Raw genomic sequence first — 16,397 nt, 5'->3', positions numbered from 1 at the left:
CACGGCCCGTACCCCAAACCAACACAGGTGGTCAGGTAGAGAATACCAAGGCGATCGGGTGAACTGTGGTTAAGGAACTCGGCAAAATGCCCCCGTAACTTCGGGAGAAGGGGGGCCAAACACCTTGAGGCCTTTTACAGGCTAGGGGTGGGTGGCCGCAGAGACCAGCGGAAAGCGACTGTTTACTAAAAACACAGGTCCATGCGAAGTCGCAAGACGATGTATATGGACTGACGCCTGCCCGGTGCTGGAACGTTAAGAGGACCGGTTAATCCCTTCGGGGGTGAAGCTGAGAATTTAAGCGCCAGTAAACGGCGGTGGTAACTATAACCATCCTAAGGTAGCGAAATTCCTTGTCGGGTAAGTTCCGACCTGCACGAATGGCGTAACGACTTTCCGGCTGTCTCAACCACAGGCCCGGCGAAATTGCACTACGAGTAAAGATGCTCGTTACGCGCGGCAGGACGGAAAGACCCCGGGACCTTTACTATAGTTTGGTATTGGTTTTCGGTTCGGCTTGTGTAGGATAGGTGGGAGACTGTGAAGCGGTGACGCTAGTTACTGTGGAGTCGTTGTTGAAATACCACTCTGGTCGAATTGGGAATCTGAACCTCGGGCCATGATCTGGTTCAGGGACAGTGCCTGATGGGTAGTTTAACTGGGGCGGTTGCCTCCTAAAGAGTAACGGAGGCGCCCAAAGGTTCCCTCAGCCTGGTTGGCAATCAGGTGTTGAGTGCAAGTGCACAAGGGAGCTTGACTGTGAGACAGACATGTCGAGCAGGGACGAAAGTCGGGACTAGTGATCCGGCACCACCTGGTGGAAGGGGTGTCGCTCAACGGATAAAAGGTACCCCGGGGATAACAGGCTGATCTTGCCCAAGAGTCCATATCGACGGCATGGTTTGGCACCTCGATGTCGGCTCGTCGCATCCTGGGGCCGGAGTAGGTCCCAAGGGTTGGGCTGTTCGCCCATTAAAGCGGCACGCGAGCTGGGTTTAGAACGTCGTGAGACAGTTCGGTCCCTATCCGCCGCGCGCGTAGGATACTTGAGGAAGGCTGTCCCTAGTACGAGAGGACCGGGACGGACGAACCTCTGGTGTGCCAGTTGTCCCGCCAGGGGCATGGCTGGTTGGCCACGTTCGGAAGGGATAACCGCTGAAGGCATCTAAGCGGGAAGCCTGTTCCAAGATGAGGTATCCCACCCCATGTGGGTTAAGGCCCCCAAAAGACGATTGGGTTGATAGGCCAGAGATGGAAGCACAGTAATGTGTTGTTGAGTTGACTGGTACTAATAGGCCGAGGACTTGCCTACAAAGATGTTACGCATCCACTCTACGGTTCTGAAACACCACGCGTGTTTCATAGTGTTTCGGTGGTTATAGCGCCAGGGAAACGCCCGGTCCCATTCCGAACCCGGAAGCTAAGCCTGGTAGCGCCGATGGTACTGCAACCGAAGGGTTGTGGGAGAGTAGGACGCCGCCGAACTAAAAGTAAGGGTTAGGCCCCGGTTGAGAACGCGAAAGCGGTTCTCCCGGGGCCTATCTCTATGTGGCGTGCTGTGTGGTGCCCGTGACGGAGCGCCATGCGCGCGCGGGGTGCTCCGCACGGCCCCGTAGGATGGTCAGTCGGCCCCCGTAGCGGGTGGCCCGTGAGAACACAAGATTTTTCTATGGCAGGAGGCCAGGTGTCCGAGTTCGGTCGACGTGACTCAGAGGATGATGGGTCCGGCCGGTCGGCTCGCCGCGACCAGGGCTCCCGCGGCAACCGGTCGGACGCGCCCCGGGGAGACCGGCGTGGCGCGCGGCAGGACCGTGGCGGGCGTGACGGCGGCTACCAGGGACGCCCCCGGCGGGACGACCGCGGTGCGCGCGGCGGCGGGTACCAGGGCCGGCCCTCGGGCGGCGACAGCTCCCGTGACCAGCGCAGCGGCGGCTACGCCGGCAACCGCGAGGGCGGCCCGCGCGGCGGTTCCGACGACCGCGGCTCGCGCGGCGGCTACGACAACCGCGCCGGCCGGCCGCAGGGCAAGTCGGCGTCCGGGCGTCGCTGGGAGGACCGCGGTTCGAGCGGCTCGACCGGTGGCTTCCGCAACGACAACCGCTCCGGCGGCGGCTTCCGCGATTCCCGTGGCGCCGGCGCTCCCCGCGACAACCGCGGCGGCTTCCGTGACGACCGGGGTTCCGGCGGATACCGCCCCAACCGCGATTCGGGCGGCGACGACCGCGGTTTCCGCGGCGACCGCGACAATCGCGGCGGCGGTTTCCGCAACGACCGCGACGACCGCAATTCCGGCGGTTTCCGCAAGGACCGCGGCGGCTCCGGTTTCCGTGACGACCGGGGCGGCTCTGGTTATCGGGGCGGCAGTTCGGGTGGCTCGCGCGACGACCGCGGTGGTTACCGCGGCGGCAGCGGTTCGGGCTCGCGTGACGACCGTGGTGGCTCGGGTTACCGGGGCACCAACTCGGGTGGGTCGCGTGACGATCGTGGTGGCTCGGGTTACCGGGGTGGCAGCTCCGGTGGCTCGCGCGACGATCGCGGTGGCTCCGGCTTCCGCAGTGGCGGTAGCACCGGTGGTTACCGCGGCGACCGCACTGGTGGCAGCTCGGATGGGTACCGGAACGACCGCGGCAGCGGCGGCTCCGGCTTCCGCAGCGACCGCGGCGGCAGCAGCTCCGGCGGCTACCGGGGCGACCGCGATGATCGCGGCGGCTCGGGTGGTTACCGGGGTGACCGGGACAACCGCGGCACCTCGGGTGGTTACCGGGGCGACCGCGACGACCGCGGTCCGCGCACCGGTGGGTCGCGCGACGACCGCCGGCCGGGTGGCTTCCAGAAGGACCGTGACGACCGCGGCTTCCGCAGCGGTGGCGCGCGCGACGACCGTGGTGGCTCCGGCTTCCGCAAGGACCGTGACGACCGCGGCGGCTTCCGCAACGACCGCGGCTCCGGCGGCGGCTTCCGCAAGGACGACCGCGGCGGGTACCGGGGCGGCTCCGACCGCCGTGACGACCGGGGCGCTTCGCACGGCTCCGACCGCCGTGACAACGGGCCGCGTGACACCCGCGGCTCCTTCAACCGCGACGACCGCGGAGGCTTCCGCCGCGACTCGGGCGACTCGCGCGGCTTCGACCGAGCCGACACCCACAGCGCCGCCGACGACGACTTCGACATCACCGACGACGGCTTCGTCGCCGGCGACACCGCCGACCGCGACGACTTCTCGAAGCCCGGCGACACCGGCCGCGGCGAGCGCTCGGACGCGACGGCCGACGCCGGCGCGGACGACACCGCCGATCGCGAAGAGCCGGCTTCTCGCGACGCTGAACGGTCACAGACTGACTCGGCCGATCGCGACGGCGATCGGTCCACTCGCGACAACCGAGACGACGCCAACGCCGACCGCGACACCCGCGAGGACGCTTCGCGTGAAGACCGTGGCAGCGACGGTGGCGAGCGGTCCGCTCGCGAAGAGCGCGACGGCGACAACTCGGGAGACGACCGCGACGAGCGGTCCACTCGTGACAACCGCGCGGGCGACGACAGCCGCGACACTGGCGACGGCACCACGCCCGGCGACGGCGACGACGGCGACGAGCGGTCCTCTCGCGGCGACTCTTCCGACGACAGCCGAACCGGTGGCGATCGTGGCGAGCGGTCCTCTCGTGACGACCGCGGTGACCGTGGCCGCGACGAGCGTCCCCAGCGGGACCGTGACGACCGCGGTGACCGTGGCAGCGGCAGCGACCGGCCCCGTCGTGACTTCCGCGAAGGCCGGGACAGCCGAGACAACCGCCGCGACGACCGGCCCCGTCGGGACGACCGGGACGCGCGCGGTGGCCGCGACTCGCGGCCGCGGCGGGATGACCGTCCGGTGCGCGGCGGCACGCGGGCCGGCGCGGAGGCGCTGGACGACGCGGCGCTGGCGAGGGAGCTGCTCGAAGCGCCGGAGCTGCCGGAGGGTATCGAGTACTCCGATCTGGACGAAGAGGTGCGGCGTGAGCTGCGGACGTTGCCGAAGGGGCTGGCCGAGACCGTCGGCAAGCACCTGGTCGCGGCGGGCGGGCTGATCGACGTCGACCCGGAGGCGGCGCTGGAGCACGCGAAGTACGCGAAGCTGAAGGCCTCGCGCGTGCCGATCGTGCGGGAGGCGATGGGGCTGGCGGCCTACCACGCGGGCAACTGGCAGGAGGCCCTGTCGGAGCTGCGAGCCGTCCGCCGCATGACGCGCAGCGACGAGCACATCGCCATCATCGCCGACTCCGAGCGGGCCCTGGGCCGGCCGGAACGGGCGCTGGACCTGGCGAAGGAGACCGACACGGCGAAGCTGTCGAAGGCGACGCAGGTGGAGCTCGCGATCGTCGCGGCCGGGGCGCGGCGGGACCTCGGGCAGGTGGACGCTTCGGTCGTCTCGCTGCAGGGGCCGGACCTGGTGCCGAGCAAGCGGGACCCGTGGAGTGCGCGTCTCTTCTACGCGTACGCCGACAACCTGGTGGCCGCCGGTCGCAAGGACGAGGCCGTGCGCTGGTTCCTCAACGCCGCCGAGGCCGACAACGAAGACGACACCGATGCCGCCGAGCGGGCCGCGGAGCTGTCGAATGAGTGACGCGCTCCTCGCGGGCTACGACGCGGTGCTGTTCGACCTGGACGGCACCGTGTACCACGGCTCGCAGGTGATCGAGGGCGCGCCGGAGGCGGTCGCGGCCGTGCGGGAGCACGGGGCGGCCGTCCGGTACGTCACGAACAACGCGTCCAAAGCGCCGGCCGACGTGGTGGCGCACCTCCGGGAGCTGGGTCTCGACGCGGCCGTCGAAGAGGTGCACACGAGCGCCCAGGCCGCCGCCGCGGTGCTCGGCGAGCGCCTGCCCGCCGGCGCGCGCGTGCTGGTCGTGGGTACGGACTCGCTGGCCGCCCAGGTGGAAGCGGCCGGGCTGGGCACGACGCGGAAGAACGGCGACGTCCAAGCCGTCGTGCAGGGGCACTCGCCGGAGACCGGGTGGGCCGACCTCGCCGAGGCGGCGCTGGCCATCCGCGCGGGCGCGCTGTGGGTCGCGTGCAACGTCGACGCGACCCTGCCCACCGAGCGGGGCCTGTTGCCGGGCAACGGTTCCATGGTCGCCGCGCTGCGGACGGCCACCGACACCGAACCGGTCGTCGCGGGCAAGCCGCAGCCACTGCTGTTCGAGACGGCCGCGAAGTCGGCCGGCTCGAGCCGGCCGCTCGTCGTGGGCGACCGGCTCGACACGGACATCGCCGGAGCCGTCGCCGCGGGCATGGACGTGCTCGCCGTGCTCTCCGGCGTCGCGACGCCCGCCGGTCTCCTGACCGCGATCCCGGCGGAACGGCCGACGCACCTGGCCGCCGACTTGACCGCGCTCACGCAGCGCGCCGAGGACCTGAAGATCGGTCCCCGGCCGGGCTGGGAGATCGTGCCGGGCGACGTGCTGACCGTCCGCGGCAGCGGCGACGCCCTCGACCTGCTGCGCGCGCTGTGCCACGCGGCGTGGGCGAGCGGCGTGACCGAGGTCCGGGCCGAAGGCGACGCGGCCGAGGCGGCGCTGACCGGGCTGCGCCTGGCCTGACTGGTAGTTTGAGCTCGTGCACCCGAACGTCCCGCGGCCCGTCCCGGGCCCTCCGCCGGTACCCGGACCCGGCCCGCAGCAGATCGATCCCCGCGCGGGGATCGAGGAAGCCGTGGCGGGCCTCGACGACCTGAACTCGGTGCCGCTCTCCGAGCACGTCGACCGGTTCGAAGCCGTGCACACCGAGCTCACCGTGGCCCTGTCCAGCATCGACAGGGTCTGACCGGCGTGCCCAAACGGGCCCGCCTCGACGCGGAGCTGGTCCGCCGCGGCCTCGCCCGCTCGCGGGAACAGGCGTCGGCACTGATCACCGGCGGCAAGGTGTCCGTGCGCGGCATGGTCGCGTCCAAACCCGCCACCGGCGTCGAGTCCGACGCGCCCATCGTGGTGAAGGACGAGGACGACCCCGGCTGGGCTTCGCGCGGCGCGCACAAACTCCTGGGCGCGCTGGAGAAGTTCGGTCCCGAAGGCCTCACGGTCGAGGGCCGCCGCTGCCTCGACGCGGGCGCGTCCACCGGCGGGTTCACCGACGTGCTGCTCCGCAACGGCGCGGCCACCGTGATCGCCGCCGACGTGGGCCGCGGCCTGCTCGACTGGCGGCTGCGGACCGACGAACGCGTGGTCGTGCTCGACCGCACGAACGTGCGCAACCTGACACCGGAGACGCTCGGTGGCCAGGTCGACCTCGTCGTCGGCGACCTGTCCTTCATCTCGCTCAAGCTCGTGCTGCCCGCGCTCGCCGAGTGCGCGCGCGAAGGCGCCGACCTCGTGCCCATGGTCAAGCCGCAGTTCGAGGTCGGCAAGGACCGCCTCGGCAGCGGCGGCGTGGTCCGCGACCCGGAGCTGCGCGTGCAGTCCGTTCTCGATGTCATCGCCGAAGCCGCGAAGCTGGGGCTCGCGCTGCGCGGAGTGGTCGCGAGCCCGCTGCCCGGCCCCTCCGGCAACGTCGAGTACTTCGTGTGGCTGCGGCGGGATCTTCGGCGTCAAGATCCGGGCGAGCCCGGGGCCGCCGATGGCACTGTGGACGGTGTCGAGCGGCTCGTGCGGGCCGCCGTCCAGGAAGGACCCCAGTGACCAGCGAACGTGAAGTGCTTCTCGTGGCGCACCCGGACCGGGACCACACGCGGGAGGCCGCACGCGAGGTGTCCGCGCGGTTCACGAAGGCCGGGATCCGGCTGCGCGTGACCGGCGAAGACGTGCGTCAGCTCATCGACCCCGACGGCTGCACGGACATGCCCTGCACCGTCGTGGCGCCGCAGGACGACCCCGCGCGCGGGGCCGAGCTCGTGTTCGTGCTCGGCGGTGACGGCACGCTGCTGCGCGCGGCCGAGCTCGCGCGGCCCGCGGGAGTGCCGGTGCTGGGGGTGAACCTGGGCCGCGTCGGCTTCCTGGCCGAGGCCGACTCCGACGCGCTCGCCGACGCCGTGCAGCGCGTGGTCGACCGCGAGTACCAGGTCGAGGAGCGGATGACGATCGACGTCACCGTCACCCACGGCGGCGTCGAGCTCTACCGCACGTGGGCCCTCAACGAGGCCAGCGTCGAGAAGTTCTCGCGTGAACGCGTGCTCGACGCGCTGATCGAGGTCGACGGCCGCCCGGTCTCGTCCTTCGGCTGCGACGGCGTGCTGTGCGCGACGCCGACCGGCTCCACCGCGTACGCCTTCTCCGCCGGCGGCCCGATCATGTGGCCCGACGTCGAAGCGCTGCTCGTGGTGCCCAGCAACGCCCACGCCCTGTTCTCGCGCCCGCTCGTGGTCTCACCCGACTCGGTGATCACCGTCGGCATCGACCCGGCGGGACCGAGCGCCGTCCTGACCTGCGACGGCCTGCGCAGCTTCGACATGCCGCCGGGCTCGCGCGTGCGCGTCGTCTGCGGCCGCCGCCCGGTGCGGCTCGTGCGGCTGTGGGACGGCGTGTTCACCGACCGGCTGGTGCACAAGTTCGGCCTCCCGGTGCGCAGCTGGCGGGAACGGCGCACCGGCGGCCGCTCGGTCTGACCGGGTGTGGGTGCGCGAGGTGACCGGTGACACGCCCGGGCCCATCCGTCCGCACAGGTGTTCGACCAGGGAAAAGAACGTTTAGCACCGGTCGAGCGCACGGAAGGTCGGTGGGGGCGGCTACCGTAGGCGTCGTGCTGGCCGAGATGCGCATCCAGGGCCTCGGAGTCATCGAGGACGCCCTGCTGGAACTGCACCCGGGTTTCACCGTCGTGACCGGTGAGACGGGCGCCGGGAAGACCATGGTCGTGACCGGGCTGCACCTGCTCTCCGGTGGGCGGGCCGAAGCGTCCAAGGTCCGGAACGGAATGCTCAAGGCCTTCGTCGAGGGGCGCTTCACCCTCGACAAGGCCGACACCGCGAGCCGCATCGTCACCGATGCGGGCGCGGACATCGACGAGGACGGCAGCGTGATCGCGCTGCGCTCGGTGACCGTCGACGGGCGGTCGAGAGCCCACCTGGGCGGCCGGTCCGTGCCGGTCGGCGTGCTGGCGGACCTGTCCGAGCAGGTGATCGCCGTGCACGGGCAGAACGACCAGCTGCGGCTGCTGCGCCCGAGCGAGCAGCGTGCGGTGATCGACCGCTTCGCGGGCCCCGCGGTCGGCGAGCCGCTCGCCGCCTACCGCGAGGTGCGGGAGGAGTGGCTGGCGGTGATCGGCGAGCTCACCGAGCGGTCCACCCGTTCGCGTGAGATGGCGCAGCAGGCCGACCTGCTCAATCATGGTCTGACCGAGATCGACGCCGTCGCGCCCCAACCGGGCGAGGACGTGGAGCTCACCGAGCAGATCAAGCGGCTGATGGCCGTCGACGAGCTGCGCGCTTCGGCGACCGAGGCGCATGTCGCGGTGTCGGGTTCGCAGGACGGCGACCCCGACGCGCCCGGTGCGCTCGGCCTCGTCGGCGAGGCCCTGCGGCGCCTGGCCTCGGCCGAGGACGCGGCGCTGCGGGAGCTCGTGCCGCGGCTGGAAGAAGCGTCGATGCTGCTCACCGACGTCGGCGCGGAGCTGGGCGGGTACATCGAGGGCCTCGACGCCGACCCGGCGCTGCTGGAGCAGGTGCTGGCGCGCCAGGCCGACCTCAAGCGGCTCACGCGCAAGTACGCGGCCGACGTCGACGGCGTGCTGGCCTGGGCCGACGACGCCCGCCGCCGGCTCGAGTCGATGGACACCTCCGAAGAGGCGCTCGCCGAGCTGGCCCGCCGCCGCGACGAGCTCGCCGTGAAGCTGGGCGACCACGCCACCGCGGTGTCGGCGGCGCGCGGCAAGGCCGCGGCCGAGCTGGCGTCGGCGATCACCAAGGAGCTGTCCGGCCTCGCGATGGGGCAGGCGGAGCTGGAGATCACCGTCGAGCAGAAGCCGGCCGAGCACGGCGACCGCCAGGCGCTCGCGATCGACGGCCACGCGGTCCACGCGGGCTCCGACGGCATCGACGAGGTCGAGCTGCTCCTGCGCGCCCACAACGGCGCGCCGCCGCTGCCGGTGCACAAGGCGGCCTCCGGCGGTGAGCTCTCGCGCGTGATGCTGGCCATCGAGGTGGTCCTCGCCCACGCCGACACCGTGCAGACGCTGGTGTTCGACGAGGTCGACGCCGGCGTCGGCGGGCGCGCGGCGGTCGAGATCGGCCGCCGGCTGTCCCGGCTCGCGCGCACGCACCAGGTCCTCGTGGTGACGCACCTGCCGCAGGTCGCGGCCTTCGCCGACCAGCACCTCGTGGTGGACAAGGGCACGAGCGGCGGCGTCACGCGAAGCGGCGTGAAGACGCTGAAGCAGCCTGATCGCGTGAAGGAGCTGGCGCGCATGCTCGCCGGCATGGACGGCACGGAGACCGGCCGCGCCCACGCCGAGGAGCTGCTCGCCGTGGCGGAGAAGGACAAGGCCGCCGCCGAGCCGAAACGCAAGCGCGCCAAGAAGGGCTGACCACACTCCATGATCTGGGCCGCGGTGGCCGACGTCGAGGCGGAGCTCGCCCGCGCTCGGCGCGACGGCGATCTCGACCGGTTCCTCGGGCTGCTCGGCGACGAAGAGCTGTTCGTGCCGATGCTCCGGGAAGACGCGGAGAAGCTCGCCGGCGAGCAGGGCTGGTCGTCGGCCAAAGCCTGCTGCCGCGAGCGTTCGCTGCGGTTGTTCACGCGCGGCGCGCTGCCCGACCTCGGCGCCGACGTGGTGTTCCTCAGCGGTGATCTCGACTGGGCGCTGCACGGGGTCGACGCCGACGAGCAGGTGGTGTTCAACGCCGGCACCCTCGGCGAGTGGCGCGTACCCGGTTCGGCCGTGCTGCCGTGGCTCGACGCGAACCCGCACCGCGTCACGGCGGTCGAGCAGCAGGTCGAACGGCTCAACACCGCGCGCTACGGGCACTTCGACGGCCCGCTGGCCCACGCGCTCGCCTGCGGCGCGCACCAGGCCGTGCTCACGGCCGAACCGTGGAACGTGCTCGACGCCCGCTACCACGACTTCGTCGCCGAGGTCCGCGGCCTGCGCGACTGGTGGGGCGTGTCCGACGCGGCCGGCTGGCGCGCGGCGATGAACGACCTCGTCGGCCCCGGGTACACGCTCACGCCGGGCAACCTGGTTCTCGTGCTGCGCGCCCGCTACGGCGCGGGGCTCGACCCGTGGTCCTGGGCCGAGCTCGTGGTGCGCTGGTGCGCGGACAACGGCGCGCAGGACCAGGCGCCCGCCCTCACCGACGTCCTGCGCCGCGTCGTGCGGTACGAACAGCGCTTCCGAGCCGACGGGCTGCTGCCACTCTCCGGCGTCGTCGGCACCACGATCGGGTGGGACGTCGCCCGTGCGGTGGCGATGGCGCGCTGGGGCCTGGCGGTGGGTCACTGCGATCCGCTCACGGCCGAGCTGATGGTGCTCGAGGCGGGCGCGGTGGCGCGTCGCTACCACCAGTCATGGGCCGAGCTGTCGGCGAGCTACGTCATGGGCCGGGCCCTCGCCCTGGACGAGGAGGAGTTCGGCGAGGAGTACACCTCGGCCGTGCGAGTCCATCACCTGCTGCTTCAAGATCCCGCCAGTCCTTGGCTGAACCTCTCGTTCGCCCCGGCGGAACCCACCATCCAACCCTGAACGGACGCTCACGGCGACACGGCTCACCACAATGAGTCACGTCCCCTTCGGCGCGTCGGCGCTCGTCCCACCCACAAATTTGTCACCATCAGCCACATGAAGCTCACCGGTCTGCTCGCGCGAAACCACGAAGCCCTCCCCGGCATCACCGGCGTCGCGCGGGTCGACCGCCGCACCCGGGAGCTGCTGCGCCGCGTCAGCGCCGGCGACGTGGCGGTGCTCGACCAGCTCGACCTCGACCGCGCGACGGCCGACGCGCTGGTGGAGGCCGAGGTCGCCGCCGTGGTGAACGCTTCGCCGTCGATCTCCGGCCGGTTCCCGAACCTGGGCCCGGAGATCCTGCTGGCCGCGGGCATCCCGCTCGTCGACTCGGTCGGCGGCGAGCTGCTGCGCACGGTCAAGGACGGCACGAAGCTGCGCGTGCACGAAGGCGGCGTCTACATCGGGGAGCGGCAGATCGCCTCCGGCGACGAGCAGACGCCCGAGAGCGTCGCCGACCAGATGATCGAGGCCAAGGCCGGGATGTCGACGCAGCTGGAGGCGTTCTCGGCCAACACCATCGAGTTCCTCCGCCGGGAGCGCACGCTGATCCTCGACGGGGTCGGCGTGCCCGAGCTGCGGCTGCCGATGCGCGACCGCCACGTGCTGGTGGTCGCGGGTGGCAACGGCCACGCCGAGGACCTCAAGCGGCTCAAGAAGTACATCGGGGAGCACCGGCCGGTGCTCGTCGGCGTCGACGCGGGGGCCGACACGCTGCGCGCGCAGGGCCACACGCCCGACGTGATCGTGGGCGACCCGACCGGCATCGGCACCGCGACCCTGCGCAGCGGCGCCGAGGTCGTGGTGCCCGCGCAGCCCGACGGCCACGCGCCCGGTGTCGAGCGGATCCAGGACCTGGGCATCGGCGCGGTCACGTTCCCCGCGTCGGGCAACTCCGAGGACCTCGCGCTGCTCCTGGCCGACGCCCACGGCGCGAGCCTCGTGGTCACCGTCGGGTTCCAGGCCACGCTGCGGGAGTTCCTCGACCACGGCCGGTCGGGTTCGAACCCGTCGACGTTCCTCACCCGGCTCAAGCTGGGCACGAAGCTGGTCGACGGCAAGGCCGTCGCGACACTGCACCGCAGCCGGGTGTCCCTGGGCGCCGTCGCGCTGCTCGTCCTCGCCGCCGTCGTCGTGGTGGTCGCCGCGCTGCTGGTCTCCGACGTCGGCTCCGTCTACCTGGACTGGATCCAGCACACCTGGACCACGTTCACCACCTGGGTGAAGGGGCTCTTCACGTGATTTCCCTGCGGTACCACATCGTTTCCATCACCGCGTGCTTCCTCGCGCTGGCCGTCGGCGTGGTCCTGGGTTCCACCGCGCTCAACGGCTCGCTGCTCTCGGGCCTGTCGGACCAGAAGAAGGACCTCGGCACCCAGGTCTCCGACCTCGAGGCGCAGCGCAACGCGCTCAACGCGCGCCTGGCCGACTCCGACGCGTTCGCCGGGTCGATGGGCCCGAAGGTCGTGGCCGGCACGCTCGACAAGCGCACGGTGGTGCTCGTGACCACGGAGGACGCGCGCCCGGCCGACCGCGACGCGATCAAGCAGCTCGTGCAGCAGTCCGGCGCCTCGGTCACGGGGGAGCTGCAGCTCACCGACGCGTTCACCGACCCGGAGAAGGCCGACCAGCTGCGCGACGTCGTCACGCGCCTGCAGCCGGCCGGTTCGCACTTCCCGACCGCGGGTGACTCCGGCACGCTCGCCGGCGCGCTGCTCGGTTCGGTGCTGCTGCTGGACAAGTCCACGGCGAAGCCGCAGTCCACAGGGGACGAACTGGCCGCGGCGCTCGGTGGCCTCACCGACGGCGGTTTCGTGAAGCCCAGCCAGGGTGTGCAGCCGGCGCAGCTGGCGATCGTGCTCACCGGCGCGCAGCAGACGGGCGAGGGCGCGGGCGACCGCGCGGCCACGATCGCGCGGTTCGCGACGCAGCTCGACCGCTCCGGCGCGGGCACGGTGCTCGCCGGCGACCCGGGCTCGGCCGACGGCTCCGGCCCGATCGGCGTGGTGCGCGCCGACACCTCGGCGACTTCGATCCTGTCCACTGTGGACAACGTCGACTCCGCCGCCGGCCGCGTCGCGACGCTGCTGGCCCTGCGCGAGCAGCTCGACGGCGGCTCCGGCCGCTACGGCATCGGCGGCAACGCCCAGGCCCCCGCGCCGGGCGTCGGGTCGTCGGCCGGGAACTAGCACCACGCACGTCGGCGGCGGGCCGGGATCTCTTGGAGGGTGAGAGATCCGGACCGCCGCCGATTTGCGCTCAGCAGGCGCCGCTGTCGGCCCACACGTTCTGGCTGCCGCCGGGGGTGTCGCCCTGCGTCCACCACTTCGCGGTCCACTTGTGCCCGTTGTAGGACACGGTGGCGCCGCCGCTGTAGGCCTGCGTGGCGCTCCACGCGGCCGGGCAGCTGCCACCCGGTGGCGTGGTGGTGCCGCCTTGCGAGCAGACCCCGTTGTCAGTCCACACGTTCTGGCTGCCGCCGGGGGTATCGCCTTGCGTCCACCACTTGGCCGTCCACTGGTGCCCGTTGTACGAGACGACCGCACCGCCCGTGTAGGCCTGCGTCGCACTCCACGCCGCCGCCGAGCACGAGCCGCCGCCCGGCGTGGTCGGAGTCGTGGGCGGAGTCGTCGGCGTAGTCGGCGTAGTCGGTGCGGTGGGGGTCGTCGGGGTAGTGGGCGTGGTCGGCGGCGTGGTGCCGCAGCCGGCCGTGGAGCTCGCCAGCCCGTTGACGACGTCGTGGAACAGCGTCGCGTTCGGGTCCAGGTCGTAGAGCGAGAACATCATCGCGCCGGCGAGGCCGGTGCAGTGGATGTAATCGGTGCGGGCCTTGATGGACTGCGCCGACGAGCCGCCGTAGAAGTTCGTGCCGTCGTAGAACCAGGCCGACTGCGTGGCCGGGTCGTAGAACGTGTCCGCCGGGTTGTCGACGATGCCGCTCAGTTCCTTGTACATCGCGATGCCGGGCACGTTGCCGCTCAACGTCTTCCCGGCCGAAGGCCCGGACGCCGACTGGTACAGCCCGTGGTTGGCGCCGGCGGGCACGCCCGTCCAGCCGCGGTAGTAGAACGGGATGCCGAGCGTGAGCTTGTTCGCCGGGAAGCCGCCGGGGATGCCGTAGGCCGGGGATCCCTGGGTGTAGGCCTTGATCACCGAGTCGGTCGTGTACTTCTCGGTGCCCGGCGGGATCGTGCCCGACGGGTCGTTCGGCGAACCGTAGAGCGGGTCCTGGAAGTTCGTCGGCCCCGTCGCGTCCCACGCACCGTGCATGTCGTAGGTCATCGCATCGGCGAAGTCCATGTACTGGCCGATTTTGTCGGTCTGCAGCTTCGCGATCTTGTCCTGCCCGCCCGGCAGCGCGGCGGACAGCGAGTAGTGCTTGCCGCCCAGTGCGTCGAGTTCCGTGCGGAACTCCTTCAGCAGCGCGGTGAAGTTGGCCGTGTCGTTCGCGCTGACGTGGTTGCCGAGGTGACCCGTGGTGGAGCCGGGGTACTCCCAGTCGATGTCGAAGCCGTCGAAGATGCCGGCCGCGGTGCCGGGGCCGCCGTAGCCGCCCTGCGAGGGCAGGTTGCCCTTGATGAACATGTCGATGCACGAGCTCACGAGCTTCTTGCGCGACGCGTCGGTGGCCGCGGCGTCGGAGAAGTACTTCGAGTAGGTCCAGCCGCCGAGCGAGAGCACCACCTTGAGGTTCGGGTGGCGCGCCTTGAGCTCCTGCAGCTGGTGGAAGTTGCCGACGATCGGCATGCCGAACGCGTCGGCCGTGCCGTCGACGCTGATGTCCGACCCGAAGGACTTCTGGTAGTCGGCGAAGGCGTCGCCCGCTCCGTCGCCGGCGTTCGGGTCGTTCTCGCCGGCGGGATCGGGGTCGCTCGCCTTCGTGGCCTCGAAGCAGGTGAGGTTCGTCGGATCGATGTTCTCGAAGTCGTAGATCAGGTAGTCGAGGTTGCCCGCGAGCGCGTCGACGTTCTTCGGGTAGTAGGCGTTCTGGTAGATGCTCCACTGGTCGTAGTAGGCGACGCGCAGCCCGCCCGAGGCGGCGGCCTGCCGGCTCGCCGCGGGTGCGACGGCCGCGCCTTCGGCGGGCGGGCCGGCCAGTGTCGTGAGCCCGCCGACGACCACGGCCGCCGCGGCGGCCGAGAGCCACGCGGCTCTTCTGGATACCTTGTGCTGCATGGGTTCTCCCTCGCGCAGGCGAACGGTCCTCCGCGCGCGGGGAGTGCGCGGAGGACCGACGCGACGTGTGGATCACTGCCTGAGCGGTACCGGCCCGTTCCAGAGAATGTGAACCAGTGCACAGGGAGAGTCAATACTTTGGACTAGACCAATTCCGGGCCGTGGGTACTATCGGGTGTTTCGTCCGGAAAAGCCCGCCGAAGGTCGGCCCGTCACTTGAGCGGCGGGTCAAGCGGGAAGCAGGTGACCCGCACCGGCCAGGTGTCGCCGCCTGCGGGCAGCGGCATCTGCTTGAGCGCCTTCGCCGCATCGGTGTCGTGGGCCTCCTCCGCGGCCGCGTGGAAGATGTCCGCGGCGATCGACTGGTCCAGCGGGGCGATCTGCGGGTACGGCCAGGACGAAACGCCGTTCAGCGCCGCCGGGATGAGCCGGTCGACGACCTTGCGCAGCGTCACGCCGTTGCTCGCGCGGTAGCCCCACACGTCGACGCCGACGGTGTGCCCGACCTCCGCCATCCGGCCCCACGCCGTGAGGTTGAAGTTCACGTAGTGCCACGAGATCGTGCGCGTGAGCTCGAGCGGCTGGTTGCCGTCGGCGTCGAACTGGACCGGGAACCGCTTGTGCAGCGCGTCGGTCACGATCTTGCGCGCCTCGGCGGTCTTGCCGAGGTAAGCGGCGATGGTGGCGTTCTGCATGTCGAGGAACGTGCCGTGGTTGTTGGTGGCGGCCAGTTCCAGCTTCGCCTGCGGGCTGGTCTGCATCCAGGCCAGGTACTGGCCGAGCCACGCGCGGATCGCCGAGCGGTCGTCGCCGGTCCAGCCGGGTGCGCCGGAGTCGAGCAGGGCGAACGCGTCGAGCAGCTGGCTGAACGACTGCGTGGAGTCGATGATCCCCGTGCCGCTGATCGTGTTCTTGCACGGCACGATCTGCGAGTAGGTCATGTTCGGGTTCATCCGCGTCGCCGGGTCGAGGAACCACGTGCGGACGTCGAGGGCGGCGCGCTGGGCGTACTTCGCGTCGCCGGTGTAGTACCAGGCGGTGCTGAGGTAGTAGATCGCGTCCCACGCCACCATGCGGTAGGTGTGGTCGGTGATCGCGTCGGCCTCGGGGTTGCGCTCGCCGTCGCGGTTCACGTACGGGCAGCCCTGCGGATTGTCGGGTGTCTTCGGCTGGCTGGCCCACTGGTAGGGCGCCTGGCTCTGGTAGTCGTGCTTGTCGCCGCTCGGCGGGGTGGTCGGCTTGTCCATGACCGACCACGGGCCGGCGGTCAGCGCCTCGTCGGCCTTGCCCAGCACCGTCTTGAGCGCGGCCTTCTGCGCCGGGGTGGCGTGTCCGCCGTGCAGCTCGGCGCGGATCTGCGCCAGCTTCTTGCCGTCCGTCACGATCGTGTGCGGCACCGGCTGCGCTGCCGCCGTGCCGCTCAGCGGGACCACCGCCAGGACCGCGGTGAGCACGGTCGCGCCGAGAACGCGTAACTGCCTTCGCACTGTTTCGCCCTTCGAACTCCCGGGGACGCCAGGGATCCCCACGGCAAC

General features: G+C 71.0%; 11 protein-coding genes and 2 rRNA genes (1 of these 13 cut by a window edge). 11 read left to right on the top strand and 2 right to left on the bottom strand.

From position 1 onward, the window contains the following. The 11 genes from ACQPXB_RS29665 to ACQPXB_RS29615 form a co-directional block, all read left to right on the top strand. A 23S ribosomal RNA gene (locus ACQPXB_RS29665) occupies window positions 1-1,312 on the top strand (it extends 1,805 nt beyond the left edge of the window). A 56-nt stretch (window positions 1,313-1,368) separates the two neighbouring features. Continuing rightward, a 5S ribosomal RNA gene (gene rrf / locus ACQPXB_RS29660) occupies window positions 1,369-1,485 on the top strand. Between the two features lie 199 nt (window positions 1,486-1,684). Beyond that, window positions 1,685-4,603 (top strand): hypothetical protein, encoded by a 2,919-nt coding sequence (locus ACQPXB_RS29655; RefSeq protein WP_432845211.1) that lies wholly within the window; start codon window positions 1,685-1,687, stop codon window positions 4,601-4,603. Then, window positions 4,596-5,579, top strand: a complete 984-nt coding sequence (locus ACQPXB_RS29650; protein WP_432845210.1) for an HAD-IIA family hydrolase — start codon at window positions 4,596-4,598, stop codon at window positions 5,577-5,579. The genes ACQPXB_RS29655 and ACQPXB_RS29650 overlap by 8 nt, the downstream gene beginning before the upstream one ends. 16 nt (window positions 5,580-5,595) lie before the next feature. Further along, on the top strand, window positions 5,596-5,802 hold the full coding sequence (locus ACQPXB_RS29645) for a hypothetical protein (protein ID WP_285966064.1): 207 nt from the start codon (window positions 5,596-5,598) through the stop codon (window positions 5,800-5,802). A gap of 5 nt (window positions 5,803-5,807) precedes the next feature. After that, the gene (locus tag ACQPXB_RS29640) at window positions 5,808-6,653 is read left to right on the top strand and encodes a TlyA family RNA methyltransferase (protein WP_366588463.1); all 846 of its coding nucleotides are present in this window, start codon (window positions 5,808-5,810) and stop codon (window positions 6,651-6,653) included. Further along, complete coding sequence (locus tag ACQPXB_RS29635) at window positions 6,650-7,576, top strand: NAD kinase (protein ID WP_432845209.1); 927 nt, start codon at window positions 6,650-6,652, stop codon at window positions 7,574-7,576. Before ACQPXB_RS29640 ends, ACQPXB_RS29635 begins: the two co-directional genes overlap by 4 nt. Window positions 7,577-7,710: 134 nt before the next feature. Next, on the top strand, window positions 7,711-9,492 hold the full coding sequence (recN, locus tag ACQPXB_RS29630; protein ID WP_432845208.1) for a DNA repair protein RecN: 1,782 nt from the start codon (window positions 7,711-7,713) through the stop codon (window positions 9,490-9,492). Window positions 9,493-9,501: 9 nt separating this feature from the next. Beyond that, complete coding sequence (locus ACQPXB_RS29625; protein ID WP_432845207.1) at window positions 9,502-10,647, top strand: DUF1266 domain-containing protein; 1,146 nt, start codon at window positions 9,502-9,504, stop codon at window positions 10,645-10,647. Window positions 10,648-10,743: 96 nt separating this feature from the next. Beyond that, entirely contained in the window at window positions 10,744-11,928 is a 1,185-nt protein-coding gene (gene steA / locus ACQPXB_RS29620; RefSeq protein ID WP_366588472.1) for a putative cytokinetic ring protein SteA, read from the top strand. Further along, entirely contained in the window at window positions 11,925-12,875 is a 951-nt protein-coding gene (locus ACQPXB_RS29615; protein WP_366588474.1) for a copper transporter, read from the top strand. Before steA ends, ACQPXB_RS29615 begins: the two co-directional genes overlap by 4 nt. 70 nt (window positions 12,876-12,945) lie before the next feature. Here ACQPXB_RS29615 and ACQPXB_RS29610 read toward each other — a convergent pair whose 3' ends face one another. Both ACQPXB_RS29610 and ACQPXB_RS29605 read right to left on the bottom strand, forming a co-directional pair. Beyond that, entirely contained in the window at window positions 12,946-14,862 is a 1,917-nt protein-coding gene (locus ACQPXB_RS29610) for a glycosyl hydrolase family 18 protein (protein WP_432845206.1), read from the bottom strand. Window positions 14,863-15,074: 212 nt separating this feature from the next. Further along, window positions 15,075-16,349: an alginate lyase family protein gene (locus ACQPXB_RS29605; protein ID WP_432845205.1), complete on the bottom strand. Its 1,275-nt coding sequence runs from the start codon at window positions 16,347-16,349 to the stop codon at window positions 15,075-15,077. Between the last annotated feature and the right edge of the window lie 48 nt (window positions 16,350-16,397).

It is taken from the genome of Amycolatopsis sp. CA-161197, assembly GCF_050942255.1.
GTDB lineage: Bacteria > Actinomycetota > Actinomycetes > Mycobacteriales > Pseudonocardiaceae > Amycolatopsis.
Note: the sequence above shows the minus strand (reverse complement) of the source record. Positions and strands in the feature narration are given on the sequence as shown.

Bases quoted from the DNA above. Each gene is read 5' to 3' on its own strand.
- ACQPXB_RS29650 (WP_432845210.1), top strand. From the start codon at position 4,596: ATGAGTGACGCGCTCCTCGCGGGCTACGACGCGGTGCTGTTCGACCTG.
- ACQPXB_RS29625 (WP_432845207.1), top strand. From the start codon at position 9,502: ATGATCTGGGCCGCGGTGGCCGACGTCGAGGCGGAGCTCGCCCGCGCT.
- steA (WP_366588472.1), top strand. From the start codon at position 10,744: ATGAAGCTCACCGGTCTGCTCGCGCGAAACCACGAAGCCCTCCCCGGC.
- ACQPXB_RS29610 (WP_432845206.1), bottom strand. From the start codon at position 14,862: ATGCAGCACAAGGTATCCAGAAGAGCCGCGTGGCTCTCGGCCGCCGCG.